The organism is Streptosporangium sp. NPDC020145 (genome assembly GCF_040631275.1).
Lineage (GTDB): Bacteria > Actinomycetota > Actinomycetes > Streptosporangiales > Streptosporangiaceae > Streptosporangium.
Window position 1 is genome coordinate 111,184 of the sequence record NZ_JBEXZT010000005.1, and the last position, 20,273, is coordinate 131,456.

General features: G+C 70.4%; 18 protein-coding genes. 9 read left to right on the top strand and 9 right to left on the bottom strand.

All coding sequences use genetic code 11. The features are described 5' to 3' along the window. Positions 1-166: 166 nt before the first annotated feature. The gene (locus ABZ463_RS11470) at positions 167-1,123 is read right to left on the bottom strand and encodes a neutral zinc metallopeptidase (RefSeq protein ID WP_352011293.1); all 957 of its coding nucleotides are present in this window, start codon (positions 1,121-1,123) and stop codon (positions 167-169) included. A gap of 119 nt (positions 1,124-1,242) precedes the next feature. On the opposite strand from ABZ463_RS11470, the gene dxs reads away from it, so the two are divergent. Next, positions 1,243-3,177 carry a 1-deoxy-D-xylulose-5-phosphate synthase gene (dxs, locus tag ABZ463_RS11475; protein WP_362775511.1) on the top strand — a complete coding sequence of 645 codons (1,935 nt, stop codon included), beginning with the start codon at positions 1,243-1,245 and terminating at the stop codon, positions 3,175-3,177. Here dxs and ABZ463_RS11480 read toward each other — a convergent pair. Further along, the gene (locus ABZ463_RS11480; protein ID WP_362775513.1) at positions 3,122-3,802 is read right to left on the bottom strand and encodes a DedA family protein; all 681 of its coding nucleotides are present in this window, start codon (positions 3,800-3,802) and stop codon (positions 3,122-3,124) included. The genes dxs and ABZ463_RS11480 overlap by 56 nt on opposite strands. A gap of 142 nt (positions 3,803-3,944) precedes the next feature. Here ABZ463_RS11480 and ABZ463_RS11485 point away from each other — a divergent pair, with 142 nt between their 5' ends. Next, entirely contained in the window at positions 3,945-5,432 is a 1,488-nt protein-coding gene (locus ABZ463_RS11485; RefSeq protein WP_352011296.1) for an amino acid permease, read from the top strand. Between the two features lie 4 nt (positions 5,433-5,436). On the opposite strand, the gene ABZ463_RS11490 is transcribed toward ABZ463_RS11485, so the two are convergent. The 3 genes from ABZ463_RS11490 to ABZ463_RS11500 form a co-directional block, all read right to left on the bottom strand. Continuing rightward, complete coding sequence (locus ABZ463_RS11490) at positions 5,437-5,826, bottom strand: SSI family serine proteinase inhibitor (RefSeq protein WP_362775515.1); 390 nt, start codon at positions 5,824-5,826, stop codon at positions 5,437-5,439. Positions 5,827-5,934: 108 nt separating this feature from the next. Further along, the gene (locus ABZ463_RS11495) at positions 5,935-8,019 is read right to left on the bottom strand and encodes a 3-hydroxyacyl-CoA dehydrogenase NAD-binding domain-containing protein (RefSeq protein WP_362775517.1); all 2,085 of its coding nucleotides are present in this window, start codon (positions 8,017-8,019) and stop codon (positions 5,935-5,937) included. Then, complete coding sequence (locus tag ABZ463_RS11500) at positions 8,016-9,215, bottom strand: thiolase family protein (protein ID WP_362775519.1); 1,200 nt, start codon at positions 9,213-9,215, stop codon at positions 8,016-8,018. The genes ABZ463_RS11495 and ABZ463_RS11500 overlap by 4 nt, the downstream gene beginning before the upstream one ends. Positions 9,216-9,628: 413 nt before the next feature. On the opposite strand from ABZ463_RS11500, the gene ABZ463_RS11505 reads away from it, so the two are divergent. Continuing rightward, positions 9,629-10,261: a DUF1524 domain-containing protein gene (locus ABZ463_RS11505; RefSeq protein ID WP_362775521.1), complete on the top strand. Its 633-nt coding sequence runs from the start codon at positions 9,629-9,631 to the stop codon at positions 10,259-10,261. Positions 10,262-10,456: 195 nt separating this feature from the next. After that, the gene (locus ABZ463_RS11510) at positions 10,457-10,798 is read left to right on the top strand and encodes a YciI family protein (RefSeq protein ID WP_352011720.1); all 342 of its coding nucleotides are present in this window, start codon (positions 10,457-10,459) and stop codon (positions 10,796-10,798) included. Positions 10,799-10,870: 72 nt separating this feature from the next. Here ABZ463_RS11510 and ABZ463_RS11515 read toward each other — a convergent pair whose 3' ends face one another. Together ABZ463_RS11515 and ABZ463_RS11520 are read right to left on the bottom strand one after the other, a co-directional pair. Further along, positions 10,871-12,097 (bottom strand): ribonuclease D, encoded by a 1,227-nt coding sequence (locus tag ABZ463_RS11515; RefSeq protein WP_352011301.1) that lies wholly within the window; start codon positions 12,095-12,097, stop codon positions 10,871-10,873. Beyond that, complete coding sequence (locus ABZ463_RS11520) at positions 12,094-12,690, bottom strand: DUF3000 domain-containing protein (RefSeq protein WP_352011302.1); 597 nt, start codon at positions 12,688-12,690, stop codon at positions 12,094-12,096. The genes ABZ463_RS11515 and ABZ463_RS11520 overlap by 4 nt, the downstream gene beginning before the upstream one ends. A gap of 626 nt (positions 12,691-13,316) precedes the next feature. Here ABZ463_RS11520 and hemE point away from each other — a divergent pair. Next, positions 13,317-14,354, top strand: a complete 1,038-nt coding sequence (hemE, locus tag ABZ463_RS11525) for a uroporphyrinogen decarboxylase (RefSeq protein WP_362775524.1) — start codon at positions 13,317-13,319, stop codon at positions 14,352-14,354. Positions 14,355-14,359: 5 nt separating this feature from the next. Here the strand turns inward: hemE and ABZ463_RS11530 are convergent, their stop codons facing one another. Next, on the bottom strand, positions 14,360-15,313 hold the full coding sequence (locus ABZ463_RS11530) for a DUF4349 domain-containing protein (RefSeq protein WP_362775526.1): 954 nt from the start codon (positions 15,311-15,313) through the stop codon (positions 14,360-14,362). Between the two features lie 132 nt (positions 15,314-15,445). Between ABZ463_RS11530 and hemG the strand changes: the two genes are divergently transcribed. The 3 genes from hemG (at position 15,446) to ABZ463_RS11545 (ending at position 18,276) form a co-directional block, all read left to right on the top strand. Beyond that, positions 15,446-16,885, top strand: coding sequence for a protoporphyrinogen oxidase (gene hemG / locus ABZ463_RS11535; RefSeq protein ID WP_362775528.1), 1,440 nt, complete (start codon positions 15,446-15,448; stop codon positions 16,883-16,885). After that, positions 16,882-17,589 (top strand): hydrogen peroxide-dependent heme synthase, encoded by a 708-nt coding sequence (hemQ, locus tag ABZ463_RS11540; protein WP_352011306.1) that lies wholly within the window; start codon positions 16,882-16,884, stop codon positions 17,587-17,589. Before hemG ends, hemQ begins: the two co-directional genes overlap by 4 nt. Before the next feature lie 63 nt (positions 17,590-17,652). Beyond that, positions 17,653-18,276 (top strand): hypothetical protein, encoded by a 624-nt coding sequence (locus tag ABZ463_RS11545; protein WP_352011307.1) that lies wholly within the window; start codon positions 17,653-17,655, stop codon positions 18,274-18,276. 227 nt (positions 18,277-18,503) lie between these two features. Here the strand turns inward: ABZ463_RS11545 and msrB are convergent, their stop codons facing one another. Then, on the bottom strand, positions 18,504-18,905 hold the full coding sequence (gene msrB / locus ABZ463_RS11550; protein WP_352011308.1) for a peptide-methionine (R)-S-oxide reductase MsrB: 402 nt from the start codon (positions 18,903-18,905) through the stop codon (positions 18,504-18,506). A 370-nt stretch (positions 18,906-19,275) separates the two neighbouring features. Between msrB and ligD the strand changes: the two genes are divergently transcribed. Further along, positions 19,276-20,271 carry a non-homologous end-joining DNA ligase gene (gene ligD / locus ABZ463_RS11555; RefSeq protein ID WP_352011309.1) on the top strand — a complete coding sequence of 332 codons (996 nt, stop codon included), beginning with the start codon at positions 19,276-19,278 and terminating at the stop codon, positions 20,269-20,271. Positions 20,272-20,273: the final 2 nt, after the last annotated feature.

The following is a 20,273-nucleotide window of genomic DNA, read 5'->3' on the forward strand; positions in this document are numbered from 1 at the left end:
AGAGGGGGGTAAAGCGAAATGCCCCTGGTGGGTATGGTCAACGAAACGGGGGATATCGGATGTTAAGCCTGATAGGCGGACCTAGGGCGGTTTAAAGACGACCGAAATCTGAGATAAGAGGCATCCGAAGAGATAATACGAAAAATCCGGAAAACGACGGAAGAGGTCAGGAGACCGTGCTCGCGGAGGCGGACCAGGTGTTGCACGCCGACGGGGAACCCACCTCGAAGCCGCGCTGCATCCAGTAGGCCTGGCTGCGGCCCTTCCCGTGGTCGTTCCTGATCCAGTTCTTGTGGCCGTTGGCCGTGACCCACTCGATGATCGAGTCCCAGTCGGCCTGCTCGACGGACAGGTCGGCGGAGACCTGGCGGAGGAAGGCCGAGCCCAGGCAGTCGGCCTGCAGTTCGAGGCGGCGGGAGAAGGCGAGCTTGGTCGAGAGCCTGGCGTTCCAGACGCTCCTGCCGTAGTAGTCCATGACGCCCATGAGCTTCTGCACGTGGTGGCCGTACTCGTGGGCCATGAACTGGGCGTGGTTGATCGGGTAGGGGTTGCTCAGCGCCTCGCGGAGCACACCGATGTAGATCGTGCGGTTGGTCGAGCAGTAGAACCCCGCGGCCTTGGCCGGCCACCGCCCGCACGGGCTGGTCACCTTGGTAGTGGTGGTGAAGCGCAGGGCCGGGCGGGAGAAGGGCAGGCCGGCGGCGGTGAGCCGCGCCCTCCACACCCGGTCGAGACAGCGGGTGATGCGGGTCATGAACGTCCGGTACGAGGAGGCGCTTCCCTCGCGGATTCCTCCCGCCAGGCACCGTGAGGACGAGGAGACGCCACGCACCCGGTAGAGGGGGCTGGTCGTTGCGGCGGCGCGTCCGGTGGGCGCCTCCCGCTGCGCGCCCCCGGAGAGCCGGGAGGGCTGGGGGGACGGCTTGGCCGCCGGTGAGTCGGCCGCGGGGGTGCTGAGGTTCGTGGTGGCCGAGGCGGCCGTGGCGGGCTTGGCGCCACCGAGGGGGCCGGTGAAGGGACCGATGGGAGCGCACGCACTCACGGCGCCGACGACCACGAGCAGGAGAGATGCCGTGATCGCGGTGGTGAGTGATGGTTGTTGCCCGGAGGGGGAAGTGCGCATGGTGAGGCAAAGGGTATTGCAAGTGTGGATAAAGTGTGCAGAATCGCCGTCCCCGGGGGAGGTGTCCGTCATGCGAACTAGACTCGGCTCTGACGCTGACCGACAGAGGGGATGATTCCGTGAGCGAGCGGACCGGACGGCCTGGCAGTCTGCTGGATTCGGTCAAGGGACCACGGGACCTGAAGGCGCTGGGGGCGGACGAGTTGCCCCGGCTCGCCGCGGAGATCCGGGATCTGCTGATCAGTTCGACGGCGCGTGGCGGCGGTCACCTGGGCCCCAACCTCGGTGTGGTCGAGCTGACGATCGCGCTGCACCGGGTCTTCGACTCCCCGCGCGACCGCATCCTGTGGGACACCGGCCACCAGGCCTACGTCCACAAGATGCTCACGGGCAGGGCGGCGGACTTCGACCGGCTCCGGCAGGAGGGCGGCCTGTCCGGCTACCCCAGCCAGGCCGAGTCCGAGCACGACGTCATCGAGAACTCGCACGCCTCGACCGCGCTGTCCTACGCCGACGGCCTGGCCAAGGCCCACCGGCTGCGCCGCGAGAACGACCGCACGGTCGTCGCGGTGATCGGCGATGGAGCGCTCACCGGCGGCATGGCCTGGGAGGCGCTCAACAACATCGCGGCCCACAAGGACCTGCCGCTGATCATCGTGGTCAACGACAACGGCCGCTCCTACTCGCCGACCATCGGCGGTCTCGCCTCGCACCTGGCCTCGCTGCGCGCCACCCAGCGCTACGAGGACATGCTGGAGTTCGTCAAGGACAACCTGGCGAAGGTTCCCGTGGTCGGCTCCCCGGTCTACGACGCGCTGCACGGCGTGAAGAAGGGCATCAAGGACGTCCTGGCCCCGCAGGTGATGTTCGAGGACCTCGGCCTGAAGTACATCGGCCTGGTCGACGGCCACGACGAGCAGGCCGTCGAGGCCGCGCTGCGCAAGGCACGCGACTTCCGCCGCCCGGTCATCGTGCACGTCCTGACCAAGAAGGGCTTCGGCTACTCCTTCGCGGAGAACCACGACGAGGACCGCTTCCACTCGCCCAGCGCCTTCGACCCGCTGACCGGCGAGGAGAAGCCCAAGCCGCACGGCTGGACCAACGTCTTCAGCGAGGAGATCGTACGGCTGGCCGCAGAACGCCAGGACATCGTGGCCATCACCGCCGCGATGCTCGGCCCGGTCGGCCTGATCCCGTTCTCCGAGGCCTACCCCGAGCGTCTCTACGACGTCGGCATCGCCGAGCAGCACGCGCTGACCAGCGCGGCGGGCCTGGCCCTCGGCGGGCTGCACCCGGTCGTCGCGCTCTACTCGACCTTCCTCAACCGGGCCTTCGACCAGCTGCTCATGGACGTCGCCCTGCACCGCCTGCCGGTCACCGTCGTGCTCGACAGGGCGGGTGTGACCGGTGACGACGGTGCCAGCCACAACGGCATGTGGGACCTGTCGATCCTGCAGGTCGTCCCCGGCCTGTCGATCGCCGTGCCGCGTGACGAGCCGCGCCTGCGCGAGCTGCTGGCCGAGGCGGTCGCGATCGAGGACGGCCCGAGCGTGGTCCGCTACCCCAAGGGGCCGGTGTCCACGGAGATCGAGGCGGTCGGACGGCTCGGCGAGATGGACGTGCTGCGCCAGGGGCGGCAGGGCGGCGACTCCGACGTGCTGCTGGTCTGCGTCGGCCCGATGGCCGAGCTGTGCGTCGAGGCGGCCGCGCTGCTCGACGCCCAGGGCATCTCGGCGACCGTGGTCGACCCGCGCTGGGTCAAGCCTCTCGACGAGGAGGCCCTGGTCAAGGCCGCCTGCGCGCACAAGCTGGTCGTGGTCGTCGAGGACAACGGCCGGGTCGGCGGCGTCGGCGACGCGGTGGCCAGGGTGCTGCGCGACGCCGACGTGGACGTCCCGGTCCGCACCCACGGCATCCCGCAGCGCTTCCTCGACCACGCGAAGCGGGCGAAGATCCTCGGCGACATCGGGCTGACCGCGCAGGACATCGCCCGCCAGATCACCGAGGCGGTCGCGCGGCGCTCTCCGGCTCTGGAGAACCAGCCGGCCCGCTGACCGCCGTCGCCTCGGCGGCCGGTGAGACGGCCGCCCTGGCGGCGCGGCTGCGCCGTACGATCACGAACAGGCCGACGGCCAGTACGGCGGCGCAGGCGGCGATCGGCACCAGCAGGTGCTGGTGCTCACGGGCGAAGGTGCCCGCCACGGAGCCGAGCGTCAGATAGGTCGTCACCCACAGGGCGCTGCCGGGAACCGCCCAGCGGATGAACCTCCTGTACGGCACGCCGAGGCTCCCCGCCAGGACCGGGGTCAGCCCGTTGACCAGCGGCAGGAAGTAGGAGGCGGCCAGGGCGGGGCCGCCTCCCTCACTCATGGCCACCCGCTCGGCCCTGTTCCAGCGGCGTTCGCCGATCCACCGGCCCGCCCTGCTGTGACGCACGCGCGAGCCGTACCGGCGGCCGATCAGCCAGCCGCCGGTCGAGCCGAGGAAACAGCCCACGACCCCGGCCAGCGCCGCGACCGCGATCTCGGCGGGGCCGGTCAGCGCGGTTCCCGCCACGACGATCGCGGCGTCCCCGGGGACCACGGTCCCGATCAGCAGGGAACCGTCCAGCGTGAGCAGCGCCAGCAGCACCGCGCCGACCAGGAATGGGTCCAGCTGGCCCAGCGTGTCCAAGAGCATGACCCCATGCTTCCTCTGGACGGGCAGGCGGACATCGGGATTTTCCCCTAAAGAACCCCGAGTATCACCGTTCAGCGACTGATCGGTTGGGCATGACTTGCTCCATAAAGGTGGGCGACTGTGGATGGTCAAGGAGGACCCCATGGGTGCGCAACGTGCCAGAGGAGTATTACGCGTAAAGTCGGTCGAGCAGTCGATCAGGGACACCGAGGCCCCCGAGCACCGGCTTCGCAAGGATCTCTCCGCGCTCGACCTGACGGTCTTCGGGATCGGCGTCATCGTCGGCACCGGAATCTTCGTGCTCACCGGGCGGGTCGCCAGAGACCTGGCGGGACCCGCGGTCGCGTTGTCGTTCGTGGTGGCCGGAGTCGTCTGCGCGCTGGCCGCGCTCTGCTACGCGGAGTTCGCCTCGACCGTGCCCGTCGCCGGTTCGGCCTACACCTTCTCCTTCGCCACACTCGGCGAGTTCCCCGCCTGGATCATCGGGTGGGACCTGACGCTGGAGATGGCCCTGGCGGCCGCGGTCGTCGCGGTCGGCTGGTCGGGCTACCTGACGTCGTTGCTGAGCTCCTACGGGATACATCTGCCCGATGCGATCGCGGGGGAGGGGGCGGCCTTCAACCTGCCGGCCGCGTTGATCGTGCTGATCCTCACCGCGGTCCTGGTGGCGGGGGTCAAGCTGTCGTCCCGGGTGAATCTGATCATCGTCGCGATCAAGGTCGCCGTGGTGCTGCTGGTCATCGTCGCGGGGCTGTTCTTCCTCAACGCGGAGAACTACACGCCGTTCGTCCCGCCGGCGCAGCAGACGCCCGCGGTCGAGGGCCTGGCCGCGCCGCTGATCCAGGTGTTGTTCGGGGTCACACCGGTCGCCTTCGGCGTCTTCGGCATCTTCGGCGCGGCGGCGATCGTGTTCTTCGCCTACATCGGCTTCGACATCGTCGCGACCGCCGCGGAGGAGACCCGCCGCCCGCAGCGCGACCTGCCGATCGGCATCATCGCCTCACTGGCCATCTGCACGGTCCTGTACGTCGCGGTCTCCCTGGTCGTCGTCGGCATGCAGCCGTACTCCAGACTCAGTGAGGCCGCGCCGCTCGCGGACGCCTTCAAGGCCGTCGGCCAGACCTGGGCGGCCACGCTCATCAGCGTCGGCGCGCTGGCCGGTCTCACCACCGTCGTGATGATCCTCATGCTCGGCCAGTCGCGGGTGCTGTTCGCGATGTCCCGCGACAACCTGCTGCCGCGGAGCCTGGCCAGGGTCCACCCCAGGTTCGGCACCCCGGCCAGGATCACGATCATCATGGGCGTCGTCGTGGCCGTGCTGGCGGGGCTGGTCCCGCTGTCCACGATCGCCGAGCTGGTCAACATCGGCACGCTCTTCGCGTTCGTGGTCGTCTCGATCGCGGTGGTCATCCTGCGCCGGACCCGTCCGGATCTGCCGCGTTCGTTCCGTACGCCGCTGGTGCCGTTGGTGCCGATCCTGTCGGTGCTGGCCTGCCTCTACCTGATGCTCAACCTGCCGGTGGAGACCTGGCTCAGGTTCGTGGTGTGGATGATCATCGGAGTCGTCATCTACGCCCTGTACGGCTACCGCCACAGCCGCGTCGCCCATTCGGCCGAGACCGGCTCGTAGCAGGTCAGAAGGAGAACACCGGGCCGGTGAGGGCCGTCATCTCACACCGGTTGTCATAGGTGTGCTCGAACCGCACCGGTCTGCCCTCCCATGTCCCCGAGGCGCTCACGGCGTGCGCCACGTGCTTCCGGCCGCAGATCCTGTCGACGTCGTAGGTCATCCTCGCCAGGTCACCCCCGAACCTCCCGAGCATGCCGCAGGCGGTGGTGAAGGAGGGGCGGGACTCGGCCCGGCCACAGCGCAGCAGGACGCTCCTGGCAGGACCGCCGCCGACCGACAGGCTCAGCACGACCGCCGAGGCGGGGAGCGCCCCGGAGACCGCGCCGGAGAGCGCGGACGGCGCGGCCGCGGCGGCGAACGTCAGGACGGCGGACACGATCTTGACGGTTCTCATGCCATCCGTTGTTCCCGGTCACTCCCGCCCCCGGGCAAAGATCGCGACCGGATCGTCCCAAGGATCACCCGGCGGTGGCCGCCCCGTGCGGGGCGGCCACCGTAGGCGTCACGCCGGGACGGAGGCGACGCCGGGAGGAAGGAAACGGGGCTCGGCGACGCCCGTACGGTCGAGATAAGGGGTGACGCCACCCAGGTGGAACGGCCAGCCCGCGCCGAGGATCATGCACAGGTCGATGTCCTGGGCCGCGGCGACCACGCCCTCGTCGAGCATGAGACGGATCTCCTCGGCCAGCGCGCGCAGGGCGCGAAGCCGTACCTCCTGCGCGGTCGAGGGGGAGGACCCGCCGGAGAAGAGGGCCGTGGCCTGCGGGTCCAGCGACAGGTCGGGGGCGTAGACCCCCGGCCTGCCCTCGGCCACCAGCCGGGCGAGGTTCTCCGAGACGCCGTAGCGGGACGGGAAGGCGGCGTGCAGGGTCTCGGCGACGTGCAGCGCGACGGCGGGACCGACGAGCTGGAGCAGCGTGAACGGGGTCATCGGCAGGCCGAGCCCGTCGAGCGCGTGGTCGGCGACCTCAAGCGGGGTGCCCTCGTCGACGGCGGCGATGACCTCGCCCATGAACCGGGTGAGCAGCCGGTTGACCACGAAGGCGGGCGCGTCCTTGACCAGCACCGACGACTTCTTCAGCGTCCTGCCGACGGTGAAGGCCGTGGCCAGGGTGGCGTCGTCGGTCTCCGCGGCCCGGACGATCTCCAGCAGCGGCATCATGGCGACCGGGTTGAAGAAGTGGAACCCGACGACCCGCTCCGGGTGCCGCAGGCCCGCGGCCATCTCGGTCACCGACAGGGAGGAGGTGTTGGTCGCCAGCACGCACTCGGCGGAGACGACCTCCTCGACCTCGGCGAACACCTTCCTCTTGACCCCGAGGTCCTCGAAGACCGCCTCGATCACGAAATCGGCGTCGGCGAAGGCGTCCTTGGTCAGCGAGCCGGTCACCAGGCCCTTGAGCCGGTTGGCCTGGTCGGCGGACAACCGGCCCTTGCCGAGCAGCTTGTCGATCTCGGCGTGCACGTGGCCGACGCCCCGCTCCAGCCTGTCCTGGTCCAGGTCGGTCAGCACGACCGGAACCTCAAGACGGCGGGCGAACAGCAGCGCCATCTGGGAGGCCATCAGGCCCGCGCCGACGACGCCGACCTTGGTGACCTTGCGGGCCAGCTCCCGGTCCGGGGCCCCGGCGGGCCGCTTGGCCCTGCGCTGCACCAGGTCGAAGGAGTACAGGCCCGCGCGCAGTTCGTCGCCCATGAGGAGGTCGGCCAGGGCCCGGTCCTCGGCGGCGAAACCCTCGTCGCGGGAGGCGGTACGGGCCAGTTCGATCAGGTCGAGGGCGCGGTAGGGGGCGGGGGAGGAGCCGCGCAGCTTCATGTCGACCAGGAAGCGGGCGTCGGCGAGGGTCTTGGACCAGTCGCCGGCGGTGTGGTCGGTCCGGGAGACGGTCACCTCGCCGCGCAGCACCCGGGCCGCCCAGCGCAGCGACTCCTCAAGGAAGTCGGCGGGCTCGAACATCGCGTCGGCGACGCCCGCCTCGAAGGCCTCCCGGCCCTTGATCATGCGGTTCTGGGAGAGCGGGTTCTCGATGATCAGCTTGATCGCGGCGGCCGGGCCGACGAGGCGGGCAAGCAGCTGGGTGCCGCCCCAGCCGGGCACCAGGCCGAGGAAGCACTCGGGCAGCGCGACGGCCGTCACGCCGGAGGAGATGGTCCGGTAGGTGCAGTGCAGGGCGATCTCCAGGCCGCCGCCCATGGCCGCGCCGTTGACGAACGCGAACGACGGCACGTCCAGCTCGCCGAGGCGGCGGAACACCCGGTGGCCGAGCTCGCCGATCCGCAGCGCCTGCTCCCGGCCGGTGATCACCGGGAGGCCCTTGAGGTCAGCGCCGACCGCGAAGATGAACGGCTTGCCGACGACGCCGACGGCCGCAAGGTCGTTCCTGGCCGCGACCGCGTCGAGCGCCTCGCCCAGCGACGCGAGCCCCGCCGGGCCGAAGGTGGACGGCTTGGTGTGGTCGAAGCCGTTGTCCAGGGTGATCAGCGCCATGAGGCCGGCGCCGTAGGGCAGCTCGACGTCGTGGACGATCGCCTTCGTGACGACCTCGTCGGGGAACAGTTCTTCGAGGTTGCTTCCGTTGTCGGTCACTTCGTGCCCTCCCAGGCGAGGTTCTCCCAGACGACCGTTCCGCCCATGCCCATGCCGACGCACATCGTGGTCACGCCGTACCGTACGGCGGGGCGCTCACCGAACTGACGGGCCAGCTGCGTCATCAGCCGCACCCCCGAGGAGGCCAGCGGGTGGCCGTAGGCGATGGCGCCGCCGTACGGGTTGACCCTGGGGTCGTCGTCGGCGATGCCGAAGTGTTCGAGGAAGGCCAGAACCTGCACGGCGAAGGCCTCGTTGATCTCGAACAGGCCGATGTCGGAGACCGAGAGCCCGGCCAGGCGCAGCGCGCGCTCTGTCGAGGGGATGGGGCCGATCCCCATGACCTCCGGATCGACACCGGCGAAGGCGTAGGAGACCAGGCGCATCCTGGCCGTCAGGCCCAGCTCCTCGGCGACGTCGGCGGCGGCCACGATGCAGCCGGTCGCTCCGTCGTTGACGCCGGAGGCGTTGCCCGCGGTGACCCGGCCGTGCGGGCGGAAGGGGGTCTTGAGCGGGGCCAGCCCGTCGAGGGTGGTACCGGGGCGGGGAGCCTCGTCGGCGGTGGCCAGCCCCCAGCCCCGTTCTGCCGAGCGGGTCGCCACGGGGACGAGGTCGGGCTGGATGCGGCCGTCGGCGTAGGCCTTGGCGGCCTTCTCCTGGGAGGCGACGGCGAAGGCGTCCGCGCGTTCCTTGGTGATCGACGGGTAACGGTCGTGCAGGTTCTCCGCGGTCATGCCCATGACCAGGGCCGAGCCGTCCACGAGCCGCTCGGCGAGGAAGCGGGGGTTGGGGTCGACGCCCTCGCCCATCGGGTGGCGGCCCATGTGCTCGACGCCCCCGGCGATGGCCACGTCGTAGGCGCCGAAGGCGATGCCCCCGGCGACCGAGGTCACCGCGGTCATGGCGCCCGCGCACATCCGGTCGATCGCGTAACCGGGCACCGTCTTGGGCAGCCCGGCCAGAACGGCGGCCGAACGACCGATGGTCAGGCCCTGGTCGCCGATCTGCGTGGTGGCCGCGATCGCCACCTCGTCGACGCGCTCGGGCGGCAGGTTCGGGTTGCGCCGCATCAGTTCGCGGATGACACGGATCACCAGGTCGTCTGCGCGTGTCTCGGCGTACAGACCCTTGGGGCCCGCCTTGCCGAAGGGCGTGCGCACACCGTCGACGAATACGACGTCACGAGACGAAGGCACGGGTTCGCTCCTCGTTGCTGGGTGGCTACCCGTCCATGCTACTCGTCGGTAACAACCCCTGGCACGACCGGGCGCGCCACGTCCCTGTCGCGGCGGACATCGAGCGGATGCTGATATATCGGGTTTCAAATTGAGATGACGATTGAGGGTATTTCTCGGAAATATCGATTAACCGGGAATTCGCTCCCTGTTTGGGGTGATAAAAGGCATCCGTCCGACGACCTTTTCGGGTGTCGCCGCAGGTAGAGGTTCCTTTTTGGATGGTTGGCGGCATTATCCGCCTAATCGATATCCATATCATCGTCAAACACTGATATTTGTGTGGTTATTCTCGCTTGAGAAGTTCCGTCTGTTCCCGCCTCGTGAAGCCCAGACCTCCCACTGGCCGGGGCGGGAGACAGAAGGGGCCACTCGTGAGACGAGTCGTCACCGCGGCTCTCGCCGCCCTCACCGCCGTTCTCCTCACCTCCACCCTCACCACCGGTACGGCATGGGCCGTCCCGCCCGGCATCCCCTCGCCGTCCACCGCCGCCGCCAGGCTCGACACGCTCACCGTGGAGAGCGAGTCGCACCAGGACACCTACAGCCGCACCCTCTTCCCGCACTGGATCACCATCAGCGGCACGTGCAACACCAGAGAGACCGTGCTCAAGCGGGACGGCTCCGGCGTGGTCGTCAACTCCAGCTGCGCGGCGGTCTCGGGAAGCTGGTACTCCCCCTACGACGGCGCCACCTGGACCGCCGCGAGTGACATCGACATCGACCACATGGTTCCGCTCGCCGAGGCGTGGCGGTCGGGGGCCTGGGCGTGGACCACCGCCCAGCGGCAGGCCTTCGCCAACGACCTGGACGGTCCCCAGCTGTGGGCGGTCACCGACAACGTCAACCAGCAGAAGAGCGACCAGGACCCCTCGACCTGGCAGCCCTCCCTGCCCGGCTTCCGCTGCACCTACGCCTCGGCCTGGATCCAGGTCAAGTGGGCCTACGACCTGACCCTGCAGAGCTCGGAGAAGGCCGCCCTGCAGGACATGCTCTCCTCCTGCTGACCCTCTCCGGGTACGGCCGCCGCCCCACGACGGGCGACGGCCGTACCGAGGGAGACGGTGAAATCGGGCGTTTCCGGAGTGCCGTTTCACTTTCGCCGGAAAAGCGGGCCTTGCTACCGTCCACCGCTTCGACAACCCTGTGAACAGATGCCCGTTCCAGGTGCCGTGACAGCGAGGAACGCACGCGTGAAGTACATGCTGATGATCTACAACAATCCCGAAACCTGGGAAGTCCTGTCGAACGCGGAACAGGACGGCCTGATGGACGAGGCCAGGAAACTGGCGGCGGAACTGACCGCCTCGGGGGAGTGGGCCGGCGGGGACGCCCTGGCCGACAGGTCACGGGGCAGGACCGTCCGGGTGCGGGACGGGGGCCCGATGATCACCGACGGGCCGTTCATCGAGGCGAAGGAACACCTGGCGGGTTACTGCGTGATCGACTGCGCCACCGAGGAACGCGCCCTGGAGATCGCCGCCCGCTGGCCCGACGCGAGGATCTGCGCGGTGGAGATCCGGCCGATCGAACCCCCGAAATGACGGCGCCCCTCGGGCCGTGACGGCCTCAGCCGAAAACGGCCCCGAGGGGCACAGCCGTGCGAACGGCCTGGATCAGGCCTCGCCCTTGGTCTCAAGGCGGAGCAGCGCCTTGGCCATCGGGTGGGCGGTCAGCCCGATCTGCCACTCCCGCGCGCCCAGCTCGCGCAGCCGGGCCGCGACGGTCTCGTCGTCGATGACGGCCGGTGGCTCCCAGGTCAGGCGGCGGACGGCGTCCGGCTGGACGAGGTTCTCCGTCGGCATGTGGTGCTCGTCGGCGAGTGCGGCCACCACGGTCCGCGCGGCGGCCAGGCGTCGCGCGGCGGCCGGGTCACGGTCCATCCACCGGTTGGCGGGCGGCGGTCCGTCACCCGGCGCGCTCGGCTGCGGGAGCTGAGCCTCGGGCAGCGCGCGCGCCCTGCCGATCGCGGCCAGCCAGTCACGCAGGTGCCTGCGGGCGCTACGGCCGGTGAACGGGGGGATCTCGGTGAGCGCCTTGGTGGTGCGGGGCTGTTCCAGGGCCGCGGTGACGATCGCCGCGTCGGGCAGGACCCGGCCGGGTGCGAGGTCGGAGTCCCTGGCCAGCCGGTCGCGGAGCGTCCACAGCTCCCTGACCACGGCGAGCCCGCGCAGCGAGCGGACCTTGTGGATGCCCGAGGTGCGCCGCCACGGGTCGGAGCGGGGCGCGGGGGACTTGTGCGCCAGCACCGCGGAGAACTCCTCCTGGGCCCAGGACAGCTTCCCGCTGGCGTCGAGTTCCTGGTAGAGGACGTCACGCAACTCGACCAGGACCTCGACGTCGAGCGCCGCGTAACGCAGCCAGTCCTCGGGCAGCGGCCGGGTCGACCAGTCGGCGGCCGAGTGACCCTTCTCCAGCCTCAGGCCGAGGACGTTCTCCACCATCATCCCCAGGCCGACCCGTTCGTAGCCGAGCAGCCGCCCGGCCAGCTCGGTGTCGAACAGCTCCCGGGGATGGAAGTTCAGCTCGGCCAGGCACGGCAGGTCCTGGGAGGCGGCGTGCAGCACGATCTCGGCGTCGGCGAGCGCCTCGTCGAGCCCGGACAGGTCGGGGCAGTGGGTCGGGTCGATCAGCGCGCTGCCCGCACCGGCGCGGCGCAGCTGTACCAGATACGCACGTCCGCTGTAGCGGTATCCCGAGGCGCGTTCGGCGTCGACGGCGACCGGCCCGGTGCCCTCGGCGAAGGCGCGCACGACACGTGCGAGGTCGGCTTCGTCCTCGATGACGGGTGGGATTCCCTCTCGCGGCTCCAGCAGCGGAACGATGGTTGTCTCGTCGGTCACGTTCGGAAGGACTCCGGATCTTCGCGACGGCGTGGCGGCAGGCTCGCCACGTCGGGTGGCAGGGGTGGTATACCGGCCGCCAGGCACATCAGATCGCACCAGGCGGCGACATGGCCGGAGAGGTCCTCCTCCAGCGGAGACCAGGAGGCGCGCAGCTCCAGTTCCGTGGTCACCGGATCTCCGTCCTTGTTGCCGAAGCCCTCGGAAACCGCCTTGGTGACGGTGCCTCCGGCGGCGGCGTAGGCGACGCCGTGCGCGTCGAGTGACTCGGTGAGCCAGCTCCACGCGACGGGACCGAGCAACGGATCCTCGGTGATCTCGGGCTCCATGTCGGCCCGGACGTAGGCGACCAGCCGGAACTGGCCGTCCCAGCCGCGCTGGCCGTCCGGGTCGAAGAGCATGATGAGACGGCCGACCGCGAGTTCGTCGTCGTCGCGGTAGACCGACGCGCCGATGGCGGCCGAGTAGGGGGCGAGGCGCTGTGGCGCCGGGATGTCCTCCAGCTCGATCTCCGGTCTGACCTCGGTGGGGCGCATGCTGGCTGCCGCGCGCGTGAAGGCGGCGGGAGCGGGCGGCGCGTCACCGGCGGTCATACCGGAAGCGTAGGTCGGAACTGAACGCATGGGGACCACTGGGGTGTGTGTAGGAGCCATCGGGACCGATCAAGCCACTGCCGCCGCCCGGTGGGGGGCGGGCACGTCCGCGTAGTGGGGGAAGGCATGGGGGGGCTGCCCGGACACCCGCTCGTCGGCACAGGAAGCGCAGTGCTCACCGCGGTGCTCAGGTGAACTCCACATCGTGGACATCGCACAGGCCTTTCGTCGGGTCGTGGTCCGACGTTGGCACGTCGCGCCGACATTTCCGCGCAACGTGCTCGGCGTGTCCCGAAAGTGGTGCCGGAATGATGCCGCGCGGTGACTTGGCGAACATTTGGCTCAGCCGAGGGCTGGGCCAGGTTCGTCAATGGGAGGAACTGTACCCGGAAACATGATCGCTTCGCGCGGCCCGGAGCCTTCCGGGGCGCTCCGCTCCAGGATTCCAGCCGGTGGGGCGGCGGACGAAGCGCTCGAAACGGGTAGAACCCTATCGTCATCATGACTTGAAGCTGTCTGGGTGTTGTTAGGTGTGATCTCATTTAATAACCGGTGATTTCATACCCAGAACGACGCTCAGCAGCCGTGAAGAACGGACCGCGTCACCGGCATGGCACCCTGGTGGGGTGACTCCCGAGCTCGCCGACTCTCCGTTCCTGCGCGCATGCCGCCGCCAGCCCGTCTCCCGCACTCCCGTGTGGTTCATGCGGCAGGCCGGTCGTTCGCTGCCCGAGTACCGGGCGGTGCGCGGTGAGGTGCCCATGCTCACCGCCTGCGCGACCCCGGATCTGATCGTGGAGATCACCATGCAACCCGTGCGCCGCTACGGCGTCGACGCGGCGATCTTCTTCAGTGACATCGTGGTGCCGCTCAGGGCGATCGGGATCGACCTCGACATCAAGCCCGGCATCGGCCCGGTCGTCGCGGAGCCGATCAGGGACGCCGCGGGGATCGGCAGGCTCCGCCCGCTCGAACCCGGAGACGTCTCCTACGTCACCGAGGCCGTCGGCGCCCTGACCGCCGAGCTGGGCTCGACCCCCCTCATCGGCTTCGCGGGCGCGCCGTTCACCCTGGCCTCGTACCTCATCGAGGGAGGCCCCTCCAAGAACCACGACCACACCAAGGCCATGATGTACGGCAGGCCCGACCTGTGGCACGCCCTGATGGAGCGGCTGACCGGCATCACCGTCGGCTTCCTGCGCGTCCAGGCGGACGCCGGGGCCTCGGCCGTACAGCTCTTCGACTCCTGGGTCGGCGCCGTGGCGCCCGACGACTACCGCGAGTTCGTCATGCCCTACACCACCCGGATCTTCGAGGAACTGGCCGACCTGGACATCCCGCGCATCCACTTCGGCGTCGGCACCGGCGAGCTGCTCGGGCTGCTCGGCGAGGCCGGGGCGGACGTGGTCGGCGTCGACTGGCGGGTCCCGCTCGACGAGGCCGCCAGGCGCGTCGGGCCGGGCAGGGCGCTGCAGGGCAACCTCGACCCGGCGATCCTGCTGGCCCCGTGGGAGGTCGTCGAACGCAGGGCCGCCGACATCCTGGCGCGCGGCGCCAAGGCCGAGGGGCACGTCTTCAACCTCGGCCACGGCGTGCTGCCCTCGACCGATCCCGACCAGCTCGCCCGCCTGACGGACTTCGTCCACGAGGCCTCGACCCGCTGAGGCCGTCAGGTCTCCTCGGTCTCAGCCGGCCCGGAGACCCCGGCGGTCTCGGCGGGCTCGACCGGCTCCCGATCCGGTGCGGCGGGCGCGGACCCGCCCCTGAACAGGCGCCGCAGGAGGACCACGGCCAGCCCGACCAGGCCCAGTACGGCCAGCCAGGGCAGCAGCGCGCCCAGCACGACGAGGCCGATCCCGACGGCCGAGACGAGGGACCGCCAGCCGGAGCGCAGACCGCCGAGGAAACCGGGGGACTCCTCCTCCGGTTCCTCGACGGTGACCTCAGGACCGATCAGGTTCAGCGTCAGCGTCGCCATGCTCGTCTGCGAGGCGAGCGTCTTCTGCCGGGCCTGGAGGGATTCGAGGTCGGCCTCGCGCGCCGAGACCTCCCGCTCGACGTCCAGCACCTCACCGATCGTCTTGGCCTTCTTCATGAGGGAGCGCAGCGAGTCGAGCGCGGCCTGCGACGACCGCAGCCGGCTCTCCACGTCGGCGACCTGCTCGGTGACGTCCTCGGTGTTCTGCTGCAGGGACTCCCGTCTGCCCAGCTCCCCGCCCAGGCGCTGCAGTACCCCCGGGTAGGCCGAGGGCGGGACCTTGAAGGTCAGGCTGGTCGAGGCGCGGTCACCGTAGCCGGTGTCCGACTTCTCCGTGGACAGGTAGCCGCCCGCCGTGGTGACGATCCGCCGCGCCGTGTCGGCCGCGGCGACGACGTCCTTGGCGCGGACGGTCAGCTCGGCCGTGTAGATGATCGCCCGATCCTGCGCGACCAGCTTCACCTGTTCGTCCCGCTTGGGTGCGGCCTCTTTCCTCGGCCGGGGGGACGACTCGGCCATCGCCGGTGCGGCCTGGTTCTCGGCGGAGCCACCCGAGTCCGGGATCGATCGCATGCTCTGTCCGGCGCAGGAGGACAGGGACAGCGCGATGGCCGTCACGCACACGCCGTACGCGAGTTTTCTCATGCCCCTGGAGACGGCCCCGGCGGCGGCGTGGTTTTGCCGGGGGGATCACGATGGCATCACGTTCCGGTACGGCCCGCCACGGGACGGGGGGAGACACGCGGGCGGCCATGGCGGGAGGTACGGTCAGGAGTCATGGAAGGCAACCGGTGCCATGTGGTGGTCGTCGGCGGGGGGATCGCGGGTCTGGCGGCCGCGTGGTACCTCAGGCAGGGCGGTGAGGGCGTCCGGGTGACCGTGCTCGACGGCGCCCGGCGGATCGGCGGCAAGCTGTTCGCCTCCGAGGTCGCGGGTGTCCAGGTGGACGCCGGGGCGGAGGCCATGCTCGCGCGGCGCCCCGAGGGCAGGGCACTGGCCGAGGACGTCGGCCTCGGCGGGGAGCTACGCGACCCCGCGACGACCCAGGCGGCCATCCTCAGCAGGGGCGCGCTGCGCGCCATGCCCGCGGGGCAGGTCATGGGCGTCCCCTCGGACCTGGCCGCGCTGGTCAGGTCGGGGGTGCTGAGCCCCGCCGGTCTCGCGCGTGTCCCACTGGATCGCGTCCTGCCCGCCACCCTCGTCACGACCGACGTCTCCGTCGCCTCCTACATCAGGGCCAGGATGGGCGAGGAGGTCGTCGAGCGGCTGGTCGAGCCGATGCTCGGCGGCGTCTACGCGGGCCGGGCCGAGCGCCTGTCGCTTGAGGCGACGATGCCCGGGATCGCCGCGGCGGCCAGGTCGGAGCGGTCACTGCTCACCGCCGCCCGCGAGATCGTCACCGGGGCGCGGAAGGAAGGGCCGGTCTTCACCACGCTGCACCGGGGCATGGGCTCCCTGCCCGCGGCCGTCGCCGAGGCCTCCGGCGCGGAGATCAGGACCGGTGTCACGGTCAGGGAGCTGCGCCGTACCGAGAGCGGCTGGCGTCTCGTCGCGGGGCCGGTGCCCGAGCCCGAGGTGATCGAGGCGGACGCCGTGGTCGTCGCGGTGCCCGCTCCGGCGGCCGGTCGCCTGCTCGCGGCCGAGGTGCCCGGGGCCGCGGCCGAGCTGGCCAGGATCGAGTACGCCAGCATGGCCGTCGTCACGCTCGCCTACCCCAGGGCGGCCTTCCCCGTACCGCCGACCGGCAGCGGTTACCTGGTCCCGCCCGTCGAGCGGCGCGCGGTCAAGGCCGCCACGTTCAGCTCGGTCAAGTGGCCGCACCTGGCCGAGGCAGACCCCGATCTGGTCATGCTGCGCTGCTCCGTCGGCCGCCTGGGCGAGGAGGCGCTGCTCCAGCGCGACGACGCCGACCTGGTCGCCCTGGCGGTGGAGGAGATGGCCGAGGTCGCCGGGGCGCGCGGGCTGCCCCGCGACTCCAGGGTGACCCGCTGGGGCGGCTCCCTGCCGCAGTACGACGTCGGCCACCTCGACCGGGTGGCCCGCATCCGCGCGGCCGTCGCCTCGCAGCCCGGCCTGGCCGTGTGCGGCGCCGCCTACGACGGCCTCGGCGTCCCCGCCTGCGTCGCGACCGCCCGTACCGCGGCGGCCCGGATTCTGGACCACCTGGATCCGGCGGGACAATGGCATGGGAAAGCTGATTCGCTGACGAAGGGGTGAGGACGACGGACGGGAACCCGCGGCCGAAGGCACGCGACCTGAACCAGGTGATCCGCTACACCATGTGGTCGGTCTTCCGGCTGCGCGAGCGCTGCCCGGCCAACCGCGAGGGCATGGCCGACGAGGTCGAGGACCTCCTGGCCCAGGTGGCGGAGAAGGACGTGGTCACCCGGGGTCTGTACGACGTCGCCGGGTTCCGCGCGGACGCCGACTTCATGTTCTGGTGGCACGCGCCGTCCGCCGACGACCTGCAGGAGACCTACTCCAGGTTCCGCCGCACCGAGCTGGGGCGGCTGGCCGAGCCCGTCTGGTCGGTCATGGCGCTGCACCGGCCCGCCGAGTTCAACAAGTCGCACATTCCGGCCTTCCTCGCCGAGGAGGAGCCACGCGGATACGTCTGCGTCTACCCGTTCGTCCGCTCCCTGGAGTGGTACCTCCTGGAGGACGCCGAGCGCCGTGCGATGCTGGCCGAGCACGGCAAGATGGCCCGGGAGTACCCCGACGTCAGGGCCAACACCGTCGCCTGTTTCGCGCTGAACGACTACGAGTGGATGCTCGCCTTCGAGGCCGACGAACTGCACCGCATCGTCGACCTCATGCGAACCCTGCGGGGCGCGCGGGCACGGCTGCACACCCGGGAGGAGATCCCCTTCTACACGGGCGTCCGCAAGCCGGCCGGAGAGCTGATCGCCGCGCTGCCGTAGCGGGGCCATGACACCGCCCCCGGGGGAGGCCCGGGGAGAACGACGCCGTCTGTGAGGCCGAGGATGGAAACGGGCGGGAACCGCCGCAGGAGGAGCCGGAGCCGGTCCCGTCTCCCGGGGACGCTCCGGGCGCTGGTCGGGGCGGCCGCGCTGGTCGCGGCGCTGCTGGTGCTCGGCGGCTCGCTGCTGCGGCCGGGCGCGCGCACGCAGGAGCAGGAGATGGGGCGGGCGCTGGTGACCGCCCCCGTGGCGGCGCCCGCCGAGACGGAGGATCCGGCGAAGGACCCTGGGAAGGCCACCGGGAAGGCCGCGGAGAAGGCCACGGCCGACAAGCCGCGTAAGGCGAAGAAGGGGCAGGAGGCCAAGGCCGGGGGGCTGTCCAAGCACACCGACAAGCAGGCGCTGGCCTACTTCGTCGAGCACAAGGCGACCAAGCGTCTGAAGGACATCCGGATCGTCGGCGGCTACCTGCGCATCTACACCGACCTTCCCGACTCCGCGAGCAACTCCAAGCAGGCCCTCAAGCTCTGCGAGACGGGTCGTGACTATCTCGTCGGGGAGGTCGGCGATCCGAACCCGGTGGTCTTCGTCCAGGCGAGGTTCGGCGAGAACGGCAACCCCGTCCTGGCGAACATCATCGGCTCCAAGGACCGTGACTGCCGCCTCACCTACCCCGAGCCGAAGTGACGACGGGTCATCTCACCCGGACCCTGGTCCTGCCGCAGATCCTGCAGCGCTGGGTGATCACCCGGCCAATGGTCTCGACGATCTCCCACCTGTGCCGGAGGTGCACGGTTGCTCCCTGAGCAAGAACACGTTGCGGAGGCGGTAGCGTACTTTGAGTTATGGCGCCGTGCCGTGCCGGGCTCCCGCGCTCCCCATGGGGGATCGCGTCGCGGGGCGCCGGGCGCCGGTTATTCGGCGGGTTCGAGCCGCAGGGACACGGAGTTGATGCAGTAACGGTCGTCGGTCGGGGTGCCGTAGCCCTCGCCGTGGAAGACGTGACCGAGGTGGGAGTCGCAGGTCGCGCACCGGACCTCGACCCGGACCATGCCCAGCGAGCGGTCCTCGATCAGGGTCACCGCCTCCGACTGCGACGGCTCGTAGAAGCTGGGCCAGCCGCAGTGGCTGTCGAACTTGGTGTCCGAGCGGAACAGCTCGGCCCCGCAGGCCCGGCAGCTGTAGACGCCCTCGGTCTTGGTGTCGACGTACTCACCGGTGAAGGGGCGCTCGGTGCCCGCCTGGCGGAGCACGTGGAACTCCTCGGGAGAGAGCTGGACGCGCCATTCGGCGTCGCTCTTGACCACCTTTTCCATCCCTCAAGCCTATGCGCTCCCGGCGGTGTCCCCGGGTGGTTCCCGCCGTACACCCGGGAGGAAAAAATCTTGGAGGCGAAGCATCCATTTATGCCCGTTTTGGCGTCTTTAGAGATGTGGGGGGTATTTCGCCTTCCTGCTGAAGGGTGAGATCGTCCGCCCGGTCGTCCGAGGATCAACAGGACGGCCGAAGAACGCCGCCGGCCGGGTGACGCGCCAGCGCTCGGACCGGAGAGCAGGCGGACGGTCACGTGGTCCGTCCCGTCGAGTACGCGGTCCCGCCGCCGCGGCGGCTCCGGGACGGACCCGCCCCACGGCCCGTCGTGTGGGAGCGGGCCCCTGAGGGCTCACAAGGGGTACGGTCGGACGTATGCCGTCGCCGTACATCGAACTCACTGTCGAAGACAGGGTGATCAAGGTCACCAATCCCGACAAGGTCTACTTCCCCGAGATCGGGGTGACCAAGCGGGAGCTCGTCGAGTACTACGTGAGCGTGGGCGAGGGGGCACTGCGCGCCCTTCGTGACCGTCCCACCCACCTCAGGCGCTACCCGGACGGGGTCGAGGGGGAGGAGATCTACCAGAAGCGGATGCCCGTCAAGCGGCCCGACTGGGTGCGCACGGCCACGGTCCGCTTCCCCAGCGGGCGCACCGCCGACGCGTTGTGCGTGACCGAGGTCGCCTCCCTGGCCTACTGCGCCAACCTGGGCACCATCGACTTCCACCCCTGGCAGGTGCGCTCCGGTGACACCGAGCACCCCGACGAACTGCGCGTCGACGTCGACCCGCAACCGGGAACGGGCTTCGCGCAGGCGCGGCAGGTGGCCTTCACGGTCCGCGACATCCTCCAGGAGCTCGGCGTGACCGGCTTCGCCAAGACCTCGGGCGGCCGGGGCGTCCACGTGGCCGTGCGCATCGAGCCGCGCTGGGACTTCGTCCAGGTGCGCCACGCCGGCATCGCCCTCGCCCGCGAGGTCGAGCGCCGGGTGCCCCACCTGGCCACCACCGCCTGGTGGAAGGAGGAGCGGGGCGAGCGGATCTTCATCGACTACAACCAGAACGCCCGCGACCGGACCCTGGCCGCCGCCTACTCGGTGCGGGCCAGGCCGAACGCCCCGGTCTCGGCCCCGCTCACCTGGGAGGAGCTGGCCGACGCAGACCCGCGCGACTTCGACATCCGCACGGTTCCGGCCCGCTTCGCCAAGCTGGGCGACGTGCACGCCGCGATCGACGACCAGGCCTTCTCGATCGAGCCACTGCTCGAATGGTACGAACGCGACGGCGCGCAGGACCTGCCCTATCCCCCCAACTACCCCAAGATGCCCGGCGAGCCGAAGCGGGTGCAGCCGAGCAAGGCGCGAGACTGATC